The sequence below is a fragment of the Nocardia sp. NPDC052566 genome (assembly GCF_044547285.1).
Taxonomy (GTDB): Bacteria; Actinomycetota; Actinomycetes; order Mycobacteriales; family Mycobacteriaceae; genus Nocardia.
In genome coordinates, this window is record NZ_JBIUAF010000009.1 from 25,677 (window position 1) to 40,953 (window position 15,277).

A 15,277-nucleotide genomic window follows, 5' to 3' on the forward strand; every position below is an offset into this window, starting at 1 on the left:
GACCGGTGGTGGTCGCGTTCCCGATCCTGCACACGATCGGTGGCAGCGGTGCCGCGCGATCATTCGAACGCCGCCTAAACATCGCGAAATCCGCAGTGCGGCGCGGCAATCGGTGCGCGGTAGCAATCGGTGTGGCTGCTCCGCGAGCGCACGGCGCGCTGGTCATGCCGAGTTGCCGCGCGGCAGACGATCGGATCTTACGAGCCGTTCGCTGCGGTGTTGCGCGCGAGGGCGGCGGCCTCCGGCGGGGTGAGGGTGGTGCCGGTGGTGTAGGCGGTGGTGAACGTTGGTTCGCTCAGGGCGGAGCGGATGGTTTCGGTGGGGCGGTCGATGTCGGGGCGCTCGGCGGGGAGGAGGGGGATGCCGTTGGCTTCGCGGACGGTGGCGGCGGTGCCGAGGAGCTGGGCGGCGGTGTCGTAGTCGCCGAGACCGGCTGCGGCGGCGGCCAATCCGGCCAGGGCGAAGGCGGTGTCGCGGGGTGCGGCGATGCGCTGGGCGCCGTCGAAGGCGGTGAGCTGCATGGTGAGTGCTTCCGCCGCGTCGCCGCGCTGTTCGAGGATGTAGCCGAGTTCGACCTGGAGCATCGGCAGGAACAGGGGCGTGTCCTCGCTGCCTGCCGGTGTCAGCGCGATCAGTTCGCGCAGGATGTGTTCGGCGGCTTCGGGTTTGCCGTCGCGGCGCGCGGTGAAGGCGAGCACCACCGAGGCGAAGATGCGGCCGGGGCCGTAGCCGTGCTCGGCGGCGACGCGCATCGCCTGCTGGGCGAGATGGTCGGCGCGATCGAAGTCGGTGTGCTGCATGGCGATCCAGCCCAGCCAGCACAGGTGGGTGCACACCTGGCCCCAGAGTTCGAGCTCCTGGGCGAGACCGAGTGCCTCGGTGTGGATCTCGGCCGCGCCGGTCAGGTCGCCGGTCAATTCGGCGAGCCCGCCCAGCCACTCGGCGGCCTGCAGCCTGCCCCAGCGGTCACCGATCTCGGTGAACAGCCTGGCTGCGGTGCGGCCGTGATGTTCCAGCGCGGTCAGGTCGACCTTGGCGTGCCCGCATTTGGCCAGCGCGACATGCGCGGTCGCGGTGCTCCACCGGTCACCGAGCCGCTCGCATACCGGAAGTGCCCGCCGCAGCAGCATTTCCAGATCGGGCAGATCACCGGACTCCAGCGCGGTCATGGCGAGCAGGATCTCCGCGCGTGCGCGGCCCGCGGGATCGTCGACGGTGTCATAGACGGCGAACACCTCGGCCCGCTTGGCCGCCGCGTCGGCGAATTCGCCCTGCTGGAAGGAGAATGCGGCCTGCCAGGCCAGCACCGGGGCGCGCCGTCGCGCCGAACCGCCGAGCGCGAGCGCGGCCTCGAACCAGCGCCGCGCCTCGGTGAGCCGCCCACGCAACATCCAGTACCAGGCGAGTGCGTTCACGAGCCGCAAGGCCGCGTCGGCATCACCTGCGCGAACGAAACCATCGAGCGCCGCACGCAGATTGGCGGATTCGTCATCGAGTCTGCGCAACCACCGCTGCTGATCCGCACCACGCAACTCGGGTGCGGCCAGCTCGGCCACGCGCAGGTAATAGCGATGATGCGCCCGGTACACCGCACCGGACTCCCCGGCCTCCGCCAGCCGATCCGCACTGAACGCCGCCACCGACTCCAGCAGCCGATACCGCCGCCCCGTCATCTGCACCAGCGACCGATCCACCAGCCGCGCAACAATATCCGCGACCATCGCCGCATCGATCGGGTCCGCCCCCTCGGTATTATCCGCGGAGTCGGTGGAATGGGTTGCGCCCGACACCGATTCATTCGCATCCATCGACTGACCGGACGGCGCGAGTGCTGTCACGCGATCGGCTGCGGGGTCGCTGGTGACCCCGGTGCGGGCACCGGGCCGTTCGTCGGTGCCGGTGAGGGCAGCTACGTTCGACGAACCCTCCGCCGCGATCGGCCTGCCGAACTGTCCAGGCATTGTCGTGTGTTCGGCCCGCGCCACGGCCTCGGTGCCGCGCCCGCCGAAGTACTTTCCGGCGCAGACTGATTCGGCGGCGTCGAGGGTGCAGCCGCCCGCGTGGACCGCGAGGCGGCGCAGGACGGTGCGTTCGGTGGTGTCGAGGAGTTCCCAGCTCCAATCGATCATGGCGGTCAGGGTCTGCTGGCGAGGTGGGGCGCCGCGGTGGCCGCTGGCGAGGAGTTTGAAGCGGTCGTCGAGGCGGGCGACCATCTCGTGGACGCCGAGGGCGCGGACGCGGGTGGCGGCGAGCTCCAGGGCCAGGGGGATGCCGTCGAGCCTGCGGCACAGGGTGGCGACGGGTTCGGCGGTGTCGGCGTCGAGGACGAAATCGCGGGCGCTCGCGCGGGCCCGGGTCACGAAAAGCTGGACGGCGCTGGCCTGTTCGAGTTCGGCGAGCGCGGTGTCGCGGGCGGGAACGGTGAGCGGGTCGACCGCGACGATATCTTCGCCGGGCAGCCGCAGTTGTTCGCGGCTGGTCGCCAGGATGTGCAGGCCGGGCGCCGCGCCGAGCAGCAGTTCGGCCAGATCGGCGGCGTGGTCGACGACGTGTTCGCAGTTGTCGAGCACCAGCAGCAGGTGCTGCTCGGCGAGGGTGTCGCGGAGCAGTTCGACCGGGTCCGCTGGCATGCCCTCGGGCACGCGGATGCCGAGCACCTGGGCGACGGTGCCGGCCAGCCACAGGGTGCCGTCGGCGGCGGTCGGGTGCAGCGGGGCGAGTTCGACCAGCCAAGTGCCGTCCGGGAATTCGGCGGTCAGCCCGGCCGCGGCGGCCAGCGCGAGCCGGGTTTTGCCGACGCCACCAGGACCGGTCAGCGTGACGAGCCGGGTGTCACGGACGGTCTCGCGCAGCTCGGCGAGTTCGCCGTCCCGGCCGATCAGTGCGGTGCGCTGGGCGGGAATGTTGGTGGTGCGCCGCCGGATCACGGGTTCCGTTCGCGGAGCGGCGATGTCGAGTTCCTGGCCGAGGATGGCGCGCTGCAGCGCGACCAGCTCGGGGCCCGGGTCGAGGCCCAGCTCGTCGGCGAGCTGGGTGCGCAGATCCTCGTAGCTGTCGAGCGCCTCGGCCTGCCGACCCGAACCGTACAGTGCCCGTAGGTAATTGGCGCGCAGTCGTTCACGCAGCGGGTGCGCGCGCACGAAGGCGGCGAGATCGCCCGCCACCTCGCGGTGCGCACCGAGTGCGAGACGCGCCTCGGCCAGCTCCTCGACCGCGACCAGCCGCTGCTCTTCCAGCTGAGCGATGGCGGGCGTGGCGAATTCGGCGTCGCGGAAATCGGCGTACGCGGGCCCGCGCCACAGCGCGAGCGCTTCGGTGAGCACCCGCACTCGGATCTCGGTGTCGACGGCCTCGCGCGCGGTGGCGAGCAGCGCGCGGAATCGCAGCGCGTCGACGTCGGTGGCTGCCAGTCGGTAGCCCGGCGGCGGGGAGACCACCAGATCGCGCCCGCCGGGCTCGGCGTCCTCGAGCGCCCGCCGCAACTGCGACGCCTTCGCCGCCAGCGTGCCCGCGGGATTGCCCGGCGGATCATCGGACCAGATGTCATCGATGAGCCGGTCGGCCGATACCGGCTGCCCCGCGGCGATCAGCAGATCCGCCAGCAGCGCGCGCACCTTCGTGCCGGGCACCGGCACCACGGCGCCCCCGTCCGTCCAGACACTCAACGGACCGAGCACACCGAAACGCATGCACGCAGCGTAACCAGCTTCCCAAGGGGACCCCAGTTCCAGTGGGCCCGGCCGATGATCGGGCGACCGCGTCGGCAACCGTCGACCAGCCGTGAGCGCGGAGGCGTGCCTTCGGCGCGGACGAACACGATGATCAGCGCGCCGACCACGTCGATCCCCACAGCGGCGCTGTGGGGCACGGTGCACACGCTGCGGTCGACCAGGACGCTGGGCTCGGAGGCGAGGCAGCGTCGATGGGGCATCCGGACGGGTGCGCATCGGCGGTCGTCACGCGCCGCGCATGGGGACGGTATCTGCTGCACTCCGATATCGAGTGCGGTGGATGCGGGTGCGCCGCAGTGCGGCAACGGCGCAGTGGTGTTCGCTCGCCCGTGTCGAGCATCGGATCCGGCGTCGATGTGCTGATCGGACTGCGGTGTGCGGAGCCGGGTAGCGAGCGCCGAGTGGGGGCGGAATCCGACCGTAAACAAACCGGAAGGTGCTCCCCGCAGAGTTGGCGTCAACGAGGAACCAACCACGCAAGGAGCCCGACATGAAACTCACCACTGTCTTCGCCGCCACCGCGATCGCCGCCACCACGGTGCTCACCGGCTGCGGGTCCGCCGAGAACCAGCAGCCCACGCAGCCGGTACAGCCCGGCGCCTACGCCGACGTGAACGGACTGCACATGTACTACGAGGTGCACGGCAAGCCGACCCAGCAGCCGCCGCTGGTGCTGCTGCACGGCGCGCTGTCGGGTATCGGCACCGATTTCGGCCAGCTGATTCCCGAGTTGTCGAAGACGCGGCAGGTGATCGCGATCGAGCAGCAGGCACACGGGCGGACCGCCGATGTCGACCGGCCGCTGCGCACTCCGCAGATGGCCGAGGACACCGTGGCGCTGCTGCGCAAGATCGGCGTGCAGCGCGCCGACATCCTCGGCTACAGCATGGGAGCCGGTGTGGCGCTGGAGATTACGATCAAACATCCGGATCTGGTACGTAAGCAGGTGCTGGCGGCGGGCAGTCTCGGCGCTGCCGGTCTGCATCCCGATCTGCTGGAGGGGTTGGCCGACCTGAAGCCCGAGATGCTGCACGGCTCACCGTTCCACACCGACTACCTGAAGAACGCCCCACGGCCGCAAGACTTTCCGCGCCTCGTCGAGCGGGTGCGTGAGCAGGACCAGAACGGCACGCCCGAGGTGACACCGGAGACCGCGCGCCAGGTGAAGGCGCCGACGCTCACCGTGATCGGCGACTCCGATATCGTTCGCCCCGAGCACGCGGTGGAGATGTTCCGCCTCTTCGGTGGCGGCATCATGGGCGATACCCCTGCGGGCCTGCCGAATTCGCAGCTGGCCATCCTGCCGGGCACCTCGCACGTCACCCTGCCGCACCATCCCGAACTGCTGCTCCCGATGATCCCGGCCTTCCTCGACGCCCCCATCAAGGACGCGCGGTGACGACCTCCGACCGGCTGCGGGTGGCGCTCATTCTGGGCAGCACCCGCACCGGGCGGTTCGTGCCCACCGTCGCCGACTGGTTCGCCGACCGGGTACGCCGCCGTCGCGACCTCGAACCGGACCGCATCGATCTCGCCGCCGTCGAACTGCCCGATCAGCTCACCGACCACGACGAGCCGGCACCGGCCCCGGTGCTCGCACTGGGCGCCCGCCTGGCCGCCGCCGACGCCTTCGTCGTGATCACCCCCGAATACAACGGCAGTTTCCCCGCGGCAGTGAAGAATGCGATCGACTGGTTCGACACCGAATGGGCGGGCAAACCGGTCACCGTGGTCAGCTACGGCCGCGACACCGACGGCGCTCGCGCCGCGGCCCAACTCCGCCAGGTCTTCAGCGAACTCGACGCCGTCCCCATCCGCCGCACCGTCACCATCGCCCGCGCCTGGCAGCGCTTCGCCGCCGACGGCACCTGGCCCCGCCGCGACCCCGAACTCGACGAAGCCGTACGCACCGCCCTTGACCAACTCACCTGGTGGGCAACAGCTTTACGAACCGCCCGCAGTACATCCCCGTTCGTCGCCTAGGCAAGCCGAATCGCCGAGCGCAGTCGAATGGCCCTGCGACACGCCGTATTCGAGGGCCATTCGACTGCGGTCGATACCTGTGGCTCGTCGCGCGCGGCCGGAAGGCGTTGTCACCGGCCATCTGTTGGTTGTCCGTCGATAAGGTGGTGCCATGGGGTCGATCTCGAACAGTGGTGACGGCTGCGAACTGCCTGCCACCGCTGTCTTCTGGCTTACCGACGAACCGCAACCGGGGATTGTTCTCGTCGAGTTGGTGGATGCGTACGGCCGCCCGCACCAACTCGTCGGGAAGAGTGCCTACTTCGGTGGTGACCTGTGGCCGACATCGACCTACCCTTGCCCGGCCAGCATCGAGTGCACGATCGATAGCGTCGACGACGGCATCGCTACCGTCAGCACACGGTGGGTGACGAGTATGGCCGACGATAGGCCCTTCGTCTTCGACGTCCGGTTGGACGCCATCGGTCCGGTCACGACAGGCTGATCCGCCGTCGATCTGAATGCCGATATGGCTTCAGCCACAGGACTTTTCAGGCCTTCGATCCCGGCTGTCGGCTGCGTCGAGTCGGGTGGAGCTACCATGTGCGCTGATGCGGCCGGTCGAACGTGCGTGGCGGGACGCGGGTGCGACGGTTGGTTTGCCTGGTAGCAGAGGAGCTCGGGTTTCGTGAGCACATTCGGTCATTCCGGTGATATCTGGAGCAAGTTTCCCGGGCTCGGTGCGGTGGCGCTGACGGGGCGGTTGCGGGCGGATTTCGAGGGGGCGCATGAGGATCGCGTCCGGTTGACCGGGGACGCGCAGCAGCGGCTGACAGGTGCCGCCGAAAGTGAGTTTCCCGAGATCCAGGCGTGGCGTGCGGCTTTCGGGAGTATGGGGTTGAAGCCGACGAAGTATCGGTGTGCGGCCGAAGCGTTGTTGCGCAGGCTGCGGATTCAGGGGGATATGCCGCAGGTCAACCCGCTGGTGGACTACTACAATGCGGTGTCGGTCGCCGCCGCGGTGCCCATCGCGGTGTTCGATCTCGACAAGGTGTCCGGTTCGCTGCTTGTCGATTTCAGTGCGGGAGACGAAACCTACCTGGCGTTCTCCGGCGAAACCGAGACGCCGGAGCCGGGGGAGGTCATCTTCCGCGATGACGCCCGTAACGTGCACGCCCGTCGCTGGTGTCACCGCCAGAGCGCGCTGTCGGCCGCGGGCGAATCGACGCGGCGGGTGCTGATCGTCGCCGAGTCGATGCACGAGGAATCGGGGCCGACCCTCGACCTGGTCGTTCGCGAATTGACCGCCGCGACAGGGCCGCTCGAATCCGGCTCGGTTCGCACGCAGCGGCTCACGCGGGATGACACCACCTTCGACTTCGGCTGAATTCGGCAGCCTGACGGAGGATGGAAACATGAGCCCGTCAGGTGTCAGCGTGGAAATCAGTTGGCCGCTCGACTCGACGACCGTCTACGGCAGCGCGATCCGGCCGGACGGGCCCGGCCCGTTTCCGGCGGCGGTCCTGGTGGCAGGCAGTGGACCGACGGACCGGGACTGGAATTCCCCGCTGTTGCCCGGCGCCAACGGCAGCGGCAAGCTCATCGCGGAAGTGCTGGCGCGCAACGGGTTCGCATCGGTGCGCTACGACAAGCGGGGTATCGGCCCGCATGGTGTGCAACAGCTCGACGCGCTCGTCGGCAAAGTCAGCATGCAGAGTTTCGCCGACGAACTCGCGGGCGCGGTGCGTGCCGCCGCGGAACAGCTGAACAGTGAGCGCATCTTCGCCGTCGCCAATAGTGAGGGGGCGCTGCACGCTCTGCACTACCAGCTGAGGAAGCCGGAAATCCCGTTGGCCGGAATGGTGTTGATCGCGCCACCGGGCCGGGTGATCGGCGCTGTCGCACGGTCGCAACTGGCCGCACAGGCCGCCCGCCTGCCGAACAGTGACGAGTTGCTCGAGCTGTTCGACCAAGCGATCGACCGATTCCTGGCCGGACAACCGGTGGATCCGGATCCCGCACTCCCCGAGGGACTTCAGCAGTTGCTGCGGAGCCTGGAGACTCCGATCAACCTGCCCTTCACCCGGGAATTCTGGACCGCCGACGCTGCCGAGCTGCTCGGGCGCATCGACATTCCGGTGCTGGTGGTCATCGGCAAGAAGGACATCCAGGTGGACTGGCAGGCCGACGGTGACCCACTTCGCCGCGTCGCTGGTACGAACGTACAATTCCTGTTCCCGGAGAACGCGAACCACGTACTGAAGCAAGAACTTCGGCCCCGCTCAGATCTGACGATCGGCACCGACTACAACAGCCCCGACGCCCTCCTCGACCCGCAAGCAATGGCCGCCGTCACCGCCTGGCTGGCCAGCGTCGCGGCCACCAGGTAACCGAGATCCGTCGAGCGCAGTCAACTGGTGGCCGATAGCGGCGTGTCGCACCGCCATTCGACTGCGCTCGACGAGCTCCTCCGCATACTGCTCAGGGCGCAGGGATTGCGCGGCACCTGGCTCGGTATGCACTGGTGCACAGCACCGTCCACTGAATCCGCCGTCGAGCGCAGTCAAAAGGCCGTTGGTTGCGGCGTGTCGCAGGGCCATTCGACTGCGCTCGACGAAGCTGGCCGGAGTTGGTAGTGCCGCAGCTCTTTCGGGCGGGTGCTAGCAGGTCTGGTGGGGTGGGGTCAGGCGGTGGGCGAGGAGGAAGCGCATGAGGTTGCGCTGGACTTCGATGCCGGACTCGTCCTGGACTATTCGTGCGCCGAGGGAGTGTTCGGCCAGTAGCGGTGTGGTGAACTGTGCGATCTCACAGCCGCGTTGGCTGGCGTAGTGCTCGACGGTGAGCGGGATGGGCAGGCCCGGCCCGACGACCAGCACCTCGAGCCCGGTGGGCAGTGTCGGGGCCGAACCCGGATCGGCGAGATTGTCGGCTTCGAGCCACTGCGCGATATTGGTGCGGCCGATGACGTAGTTGCTGATCTGGTCGAAGAGGGTCTGCAGGAAGTAGGTCGGCATCGGGCGGGCACGGGAGCCCATCGCGTCGATGATCACCTTTCCGCCGAGCTCGAGCCGGAACGGTGCGCCCGCCATCGGTGCGATCGCGGCGTAGAGATCCGGGTAGAGCACGCCGAGGTTGGTTGTCATCGCGCCGCCCGCGGAATACCCGCCGAGGTAGATGCGCGAGCGGTCCAGCGCGAATTCACTGATCAGCGTCGAGGTGATGCCCGCGATCAGCGACGGCTCACCCTGTCCGCGTTCCCGGTGCTCGGGTTTGTCCCAGTTCCAGCAGCCTTCTTTGTTGGCGGCCTTGTCCTGGAGCGGATAGGCGAGGACGAAACCCAGCTCGTCGGCGACCCGGGTGAGCGAGAAACCGGTCGGCTGCGGGTCGTTCAGTGGATCGTTGCAGCCGTGCAGGTACACCATCAGCGGTCGGCCCGCGGCCGGGCCGGGCGGGACGTGCAGGTAGTAGCACCGTGTGCCCGCGGCGTTGGTGTAGCAGCGTTTATCCGCCTGCGCCTGCGCGTTCGGTAGGCCGAACAGCAGGCAGGCGCTGGTGATCAGGAGCAGAACTCCGAAGAGGCGAAGCGTGGTGTTTCGCACAGCCGGAATTCTAGCGGGGCGCCGAACTGGGGAAACGCCATCGATTTCCGGGGCGACGGACCCGGCCCGCTCATCGCCACCGAGGGTGGCCGGGCCCGTCACACGGGCGGGGGTTACCCGCGGGCGATGGCCTCGAAGACCTTGGGGTCCACCAGGGTCGAGGTGTCGCCGAGTTCGCGGCCTTCGGCCACGTCGCGCAGCAGCCTGCGCATGATCTTGCCGCTGCGGGTCTTGGGCAGTTCGGGCACCACGTGGATCTCCCGTGGCCTGGCGATCGGGCTGATCTCCCGCGATACCTCCGCTTTGAGCTCGCCGACGAGCGCGTCGCCGGTATTCGAGGTCCCCGCGGTGAGGATGACGAACGCGACGATGGCCTGCCCGGTGGTCGCGTCGGTGGCGCCGACCACCGCCGCCTCCGCGACCCCGGCATGTCCGACCAGCGCCGATTCCACCTCGGCGGTGGAGATCCGGTGTCCGGACACGTTCATCACGTCGTCGACGCGGCCGAGCACCCAGAGTGCGTCGTCGGCATCGACCTTGGCCCCGTCACCGGCGAAATACCAACCGGCGGAGGCGAATCGGTCCCAGTAGGTTTCCTGGAAGCGCGTCATGTCGCCCCAGATGCCGCGCAGCATGGACGGCCACGGCTGATCGAGGACGAGCAGACCGGAGCTGTCGGCGGGCAGTTCGGCACCGTCGTCGTCGACGATCTTGGCCGAGATGCCGGGCAGCGGCGCCATGGCGGCGCCGGGCTTGGTCGCGGTGACGCCGGGCAGCGGGGAGATCATGATGGCGCCGGTTTCGGTCTGCCACCAGGTGTCGACGATCGGAGTCCGGTTGGCGCCGATGACTTCCCGGTACCAGCGCCACGCCTCGGGGTTGATGGGTTCGCCGACGCTGCCGAGCAGGCGCAGCGAGGACAGGTCGTGCGAGTCGGGAATCTCCCTGCCCCACTTCATGAATGTGCGCACCAGGGTGGGTGCCGTGTAATAGATGGTGACGCCGTACTTTTCGATGATCTGGAAGTGCCGGTGCTCATCCGGGAAGTTCGGCGTGCCCTCGTAGACGACCTGGGTGGCACGGTTGGCCAGCGGTCCGTAGACGATGTAGCTGTGCCCGGTGACCCAGCCGATGTCGGCGGTGCACCAGTAGATGTCTTGTCCCGCTTTGTGATCGAAGACATTGTGGTGGGTGTAGGCGACCTGGGTGAGATAACCGCCCGAGGTGTGCAGGATCCCCTTGGGCTTACCGGTCGTGCCGGAGGTGTAGAGGATGAACAGCGGATGCTCGGCGTCGAAGGCCTGTGCCGTGTGATCGGGCGAGGCGTCGGTGACCGTGTCGTGCCACCACAGGTCGCGGCCCTCGGTCCACGGCACGTCGATTCCGGTGCGCCGCACCACGAGTACGTGCTCGACGGTGTGCGCGCCCTCCGACAGTGCCTCGTCGACCGCGGCTTTCAACGGCGCCGCGGTACCACGGCGCCACTGTCCGTCGGTGGTGATGATCAGCCGCGCCTCGGCGTCGTCGACGCGCTGGCGCAGTGCGGTGGGGGAGAACCCGGCGAAGACCACCGAGTGGGTCAGGCCGAGCCGTGCGCAGGCGAGCATGGCGACGATGGCTTCGGGCACCATCGGCATGTAGATGGCGACCCGGTCGCCGGCCCGCAGCCCGAGCTGAGTGAGATAGTTTGCCGCCCTTGATACCTCGGCGAGGAGTTCGGTGTAGGTGAGATCCCGCGAATCGCCCGGCTCACCCTCCCAGTGGATCGCCACCTGATCGCCGTGACCGTCCAGCACATGCCGGTCGACACAGTTGTAGGCGACGTTCAGTTTCCCGTCGACGAACCACTCGGCCACCGGTGCCCGGCTCCAGTCGAGTACCCGGCTCCACGGCTGTTCCCAGTACAGCCGCCGAGCCTGCTCGGCCCAGAATTCCAACCGGTCGGCCGCGGCCCGATCGTAAAGCCCCGCACCGGCATTGGCTTGCGCGGTGAACTCGGCGCTCGGCGAGTAGACGGTCTGGTCGGTGACGCTGGTCAAGACGAAATCTCCTTATCGAAAGTACCAAGGGCGGCAAACAGTTACCGGATCAGTGCACCACCGCCTTCTCGGCACCGACTCCGGTAAGCGCGCGGACCTCCATCTCGGCTTCCTTCACCGGATCGCTCGCCTTGCCGCCGACGTAGGTGCCGACGATGCCGAGCACGAAAGCCAGTGGGATGGAGACGATTCCGGGGTTGGACAGCGGGAACCAGTCGAAGTCCGAGCCGGGCAGCATGGACGTCTTGGTTCCGGAGACGGCGGGGGAGAAGACGATCAGCACGATCGTCGAGATGAGGCCGCCGTACATGCTCCACAGTGCGCCGGTGGTGTTGAACCGCCGCCAGAACAGCGAGTAGAGGATGGTCGGCAGGTTCGCCGCGGCGGCGACCGCGAAGGCCAGCGCGACGAGGAAGGCGATGTTCTGCCCGTTGGCCAGGATGCCGAGGCCGATGGCGAGTAGGCCGATCACCACCGCGGTGATCCGCGAAACCCGCACCTGCGCATTCTCGTCCGCGCCGCCGCGCTTGAGCACGCTGCCGTAGATATCGTGCGCGAACGAGGTGGCCGCGGTGATGGTGAGGCCGGCGACGACCGCGAGGATGGTCGCGAAGGCGACGGCGGAGATGACGCCGAGCAGCACCACGCCGCCGAGTTCGAACGCGAGCAGCGGTGCCGCCGAGTTCTGCCCGCCCGCGGCGGCCAGGATCCGGTCCGGGCCGACGATGGCGGCCGCGCCGTAGCCGAGCACCAGGGTGAACAGGTAGAAGGCGCCGATCAGGCCGATCGCCCAGACCACCGAGCGCCGGGCCTCTTTCGCGGTCGGCACGGTGTAGAAGCGCATCAGCACGTGCGGCAGGCCCGCGGTGCCGAGTACCAGCGCGAGGCCGAGCGAGAGGAAGTTCAGCTTCGAGGTGCCGGTGGCGCCGTACTGGGCGCCGGGGGCGAGCACGTCGCGCGCGGCGACGGCCTTGCTCTTGGAGCCGGTGACCGCTTCCTGGGCCGAGCCGAGGATATCGGAGAAGTTGAAGCCGAACTTGGCGAACACCATGACGGTCATCAGCGCCGCGCCGGTGATCAGCAGCACCGCCTTGATGATCTGCACCCAGGTGGTGCCTTTCATGCCGCCGACGAGCACGTAGACGATCATCAGCACGCCGACGACGGCGATCACGATCGACTGCCCGGTCTTGTCGGAGATGTCGAGCAGCAGCGCGACGAGACCGCCCGCGCCCGCCATCTGGGCGAGCAGGTAGAACAGCGAGACCGCCAGCGTGGTGAGCGCGGCCGCGGTGCGGACCGGGCCCTCCTTGAGCCGGAAGCTCAGCACGTCGGCCATGGTGAACTTGCCGGTGTTGCGCAGCATCTCGGCGACGAGCAGCAGCGCGACCAGCCAGGCCACCAGGAAGCCGATGGAGTAGAGGAAGCCGTCGTAGCCGTAGACCGCGATGGCGCCCGCGATGCCGAGAAAGCTTGCGGCGGAGAGGTAATCGCCCGCGATGGCGATGCCGTTCTGCGGGCCCGAGAAGCCGCGGCCGCCGGTGAAGTAGTCGGCGGCGGTGGCATTGCTGCGGCTGGCCCTGATCACCACGACCATGGTGATCACGACGAAGACGGCGAAGATCCCGATATTGGCGACGGGGTTGCCGACCGTCGTCGCGGCAGCGGTGACGCTGATGTTCACGCGTGGTCTCCCTCGAGCTCTTCGCGGATCGCGGCGGCGCGCGGATCGAGCTCCTTGTTGGCGAACCGGACGTAGAGCCCGGTGATGAGGAACGTCGAGGCGAATTGCCCGAGGCCGAGCAGCAATCCGACGTTGATCTTGCCGAATACCTCGGTAGCCATGAAGTCGTGCGCGTAGGCGCCGAGTACCACGTAGCTCAGATACCAGATCAGGAACAGCGCGGTCATCGGGAAGACGAAGCGGCGCAGCCTGCTTCGGAGTTCCTGGAACTCCGGACTCGCCTGCATGGCGAGGAATTCATCGGCGCTCGGGCTGCGGCCCTGCGCGTCGGTAGTGGTCATGTGAGCGTCCTTGCGTGTGACATGGCTTACTACCGCAGAACATAACGAGGCGCGCGTGAGGATTTGATGATGTGGTGTGGGTCACTCCGTGAAGGTAGCCGATTGTGCGGTGAACGGTCACTCGGCTGCGACGAACGGTCGCTTGGTCACCACGGCGATCGAGGGTCAGTTCGACCGGAGGCGGCGTTCCCGGTCCGCGCCCATGCCCATCGGCTCGGGTGCGTGCATCCGCACGAAGATGCGCCCGACCGTGCGCGCACTCTGTCCCCGCGTCACCTTGCTGACCAGGATCATCGTCGCGAAGGCCAGCGGAACGCTGATCGCCGCGGGATAGCCGAGCAGCGCGGCGGGCCAGCCGCCCGCGACCTCGTGGGAGATGCCGCCGAGCACCGAGACCACCGTGGCGCTGCCCGCGACGAGACCGCCCGCCGCCAGCCCGGTCGCCGCGCCCTTCGCGGTGAGCCCGCGCCACCAGATGCCGAGTACCAGCAGTGGGCACAGCGTGGAGGCGGCCACCGCGAACGCCAAACTCACGGTGCGCGACAGATCGAGCGAGGCGACCGCGAGCGACAGCGCGACCGGCACCGCGCCCGCGCACACCGCGGCGGCGCGGAAATCGCGAATCCGCCCGTGCAGCATGTCGGTACTGAGCACCCCGGCGATGCTGACGAGCAGCCCCGACGAGGTGGACAGGAAGGCCGCGATCGCACCCGCGGCGACCAGCGCGGCGAGCAGCTGACCGGGCAGGCCGCTCAGCACCGAACCGGGCAGCAGCACCACCGCGGCGTCGGAGGTGCCGGTGATCAGCAACTGCGGCACGTACAGGCGCGCGAAGACGCCGAGCAGGATGGGGAACAGATAGAACACACCGACCAGGCCGATCACCGCGAGCGCGGTGGTGCGCGCCGCCCTGCCGTCGGGATTGGTGTAGAAGCGCACCAGCACATGCGGAAGGCCCATGGTGCCGAGGAAGGTGGCGATGATGAGCGAATACACCTGGTACGCAGGGTGTCTCCCGCCGAACCCGCCGCCGGGGGAGAGCCAGGCCGCGCCGTCGGTCGGCGCGCCCGCCACCACCGGAACGGGCGCGCCCGCGTCGAGGATCAATCGGCTGCCCTCCGCGACCACATGCCTGCCCTGCGTCAGCAGGACCGGACCGTCGATCGGGACGCCGTCGAGTCGCCCGACGAACCAAACCTGCTGCGCCGCACCGACTTGGACCCGGACATCGGTGTTCACGTCCACCGTCGTCCGCTCGGACACCATGGGCGGTGCCGGCGCGCCGAGTTCCCGATCGTCGTGCAGGAAATGCCCGAGCAGCACCAGCGCGGGCAGCGCCACCGCGGTCAGCTTGAGCCAGTACTGGAACGCCTGCACCAGCGTGATCGAGCGCATGCCGCCGCCGGCCACATTGCCGATGACGATGGCGCCCACCGCGAGTGCGCCCACCCAGTCCGGCACGCCGAGCAGAATGCGCAGCGTCAACCCGGCGCCCTGGAACTGCGGAATCAGATACACCCCGCACACCAGCACCACCACCACGGCGGCGAGCCTGCGCAAACGCAGTGAGCCGAGCCGGAATTCGGCGAAGTCCGGCACCGTGTAGGCCCCGGAACGCCGCAGCGGCGCGGCGACGAACAGCAGCAGCCCGAGATATCCCGCGGTGAACCCGACCGGGTACCACAGCGCGTCCGCGCCGTACTTCGCGATGAGCCCGGCGACGCCGAGAAAGGATGCGGCCGAAAGGTATTCACCGGAGATGGCGGCGGCGTTCCAGCGCGGTCCGACGCTGCGCGAGGCAACGAGGAAATCGGAGGTGGTACGCGCCATCCGCACCCCGTACGCGCCGATCGCGACGGTGGCCAGTGCGGCGAGCACCAGCGCGGTGACGGTGAGCGCGGGCGCGGTCGCTGAGCTCACG

The 15,277-nt window shown here is 68.6% G+C and carries 11 protein-coding genes; 5 read left to right on the forward strand and 6 right to left on the reverse strand.

The genetic code is table 11. From position 1 onward, the window contains the following. Positions 1 to 197: 197 nt before the first annotated feature. Positions 198 to 3,689, reverse strand: coding sequence for a BTAD domain-containing putative transcriptional regulator (locus ACIG5A_RS40765; RefSeq protein ID WP_397250408.1), 3,492 nt, complete (start codon positions 3,687 to 3,689; stop codon positions 198 to 200). A 532-nt stretch (positions 3,690 to 4,221) separates the two neighbouring features. On the opposite strand from ACIG5A_RS40765, the gene ACIG5A_RS40770 reads away from it, so the two are divergent. The 5 genes from ACIG5A_RS40770 to ACIG5A_RS40790 all read left to right on the forward strand — a co-directional run bounded on the left by ACIG5A_RS40770 (position 4,222) and on the right by ACIG5A_RS40790 (position 8,083). Beyond that, positions 4,222 to 5,130: an alpha/beta fold hydrolase gene (locus tag ACIG5A_RS40770; protein WP_397250410.1), complete on the forward strand. Its 909-nt coding sequence runs from the start codon at positions 4,222 to 4,224 to the stop codon at positions 5,128 to 5,130. Beyond that, a complete protein-coding gene (locus tag ACIG5A_RS40775) occupies positions 5,127 to 5,714 on the forward strand; it encodes an NADPH-dependent FMN reductase (RefSeq protein ID WP_397250412.1) in 588 nt (195 codons plus the stop codon). Before ACIG5A_RS40770 ends, ACIG5A_RS40775 begins: the two co-directional genes overlap by 4 nt. Positions 5,715 to 5,865: 151 nt before the next feature. Then, positions 5,866 to 6,198 carry a hypothetical protein gene (locus tag ACIG5A_RS40780; protein WP_397250414.1) on the forward strand — a complete coding sequence of 111 codons (333 nt, stop codon included), beginning with the start codon at positions 5,866 to 5,868 and terminating at the stop codon, positions 6,196 to 6,198. Between the two features lie 183 nt (positions 6,199 to 6,381). Beyond that, positions 6,382 to 7,080: a B3/4 domain-containing protein gene (locus tag ACIG5A_RS40785; protein ID WP_397250416.1), complete on the forward strand. Its 699-nt coding sequence runs from the start codon at positions 6,382 to 6,384 to the stop codon at positions 7,078 to 7,080. Between the two features lie 49 nt (positions 7,081 to 7,129). After that, complete coding sequence (locus ACIG5A_RS40790; RefSeq protein ID WP_397250418.1) at positions 7,130 to 8,083, forward strand: alpha/beta hydrolase; 954 nt, start codon at positions 7,130 to 7,132, stop codon at positions 8,081 to 8,083. A 270-nt stretch (positions 8,084 to 8,353) separates the two neighbouring features. Here the strand turns inward: ACIG5A_RS40790 and ACIG5A_RS40795 are convergent, their stop codons facing one another. From ACIG5A_RS40795 to ACIG5A_RS40815, 5 genes are all read right to left on the reverse strand, one after another. Beyond that, positions 8,354 to 9,292: an alpha/beta hydrolase family esterase gene (locus tag ACIG5A_RS40795; protein ID WP_397250420.1), complete on the reverse strand. Its 939-nt coding sequence runs from the start codon at positions 9,290 to 9,292 to the stop codon at positions 8,354 to 8,356. A 113-nt stretch (positions 9,293 to 9,405) separates the two neighbouring features. Further along, positions 9,406 to 11,331: an acetate--CoA ligase gene (gene acs / locus ACIG5A_RS40800; protein ID WP_397250422.1), complete on the reverse strand. Its 1,926-nt coding sequence runs from the start codon at positions 11,329 to 11,331 to the stop codon at positions 9,406 to 9,408. Between the two features lie 49 nt (positions 11,332 to 11,380). After that, positions 11,381 to 13,015: a cation acetate symporter gene (locus ACIG5A_RS40805; RefSeq protein WP_397250424.1), complete on the reverse strand. Its 1,635-nt coding sequence runs from the start codon at positions 13,013 to 13,015 to the stop codon at positions 11,381 to 11,383. Further along, entirely contained in the window at positions 13,012 to 13,356 is a 345-nt protein-coding gene (locus ACIG5A_RS40810; RefSeq protein WP_397250426.1) for a DUF485 domain-containing protein, read from the reverse strand. The genes ACIG5A_RS40805 and ACIG5A_RS40810 overlap by 4 nt, the downstream gene beginning before the upstream one ends. A gap of 165 nt (positions 13,357 to 13,521) precedes the next feature. Continuing rightward, positions 13,522 to 15,276, reverse strand: coding sequence for a cation acetate symporter (locus ACIG5A_RS40815; RefSeq protein ID WP_397250428.1), 1,755 nt, complete (start codon positions 15,274 to 15,276; stop codon positions 13,522 to 13,524). Between the last annotated feature and the right edge of the window lies 1 nt (position 15,277).

Coding starts and splice junctions, on each gene's coding strand:
- ACIG5A_RS40765 (WP_397250408.1), bottom strand. CDS start 3,689: ATGCGTTTCGGTGTGCTCGGTCCGTTGAGTGTCTGGACGGACGGGGGC.
- ACIG5A_RS40810 (WP_397250426.1), bottom strand. CDS start 13,356: ATGACCACTACCGACGCGCAGGGCCGCAGCCCGAGCGCCGATGAATTC.
- ACIG5A_RS40770 (WP_397250410.1), top strand. CDS start 4,222: ATGAAACTCACCACTGTCTTCGCCGCCACCGCGATCGCCGCCACCACG.
- ACIG5A_RS40780 (WP_397250414.1), top strand. CDS start 5,866: ATGGGGTCGATCTCGAACAGTGGTGACGGCTGCGAACTGCCTGCCACC.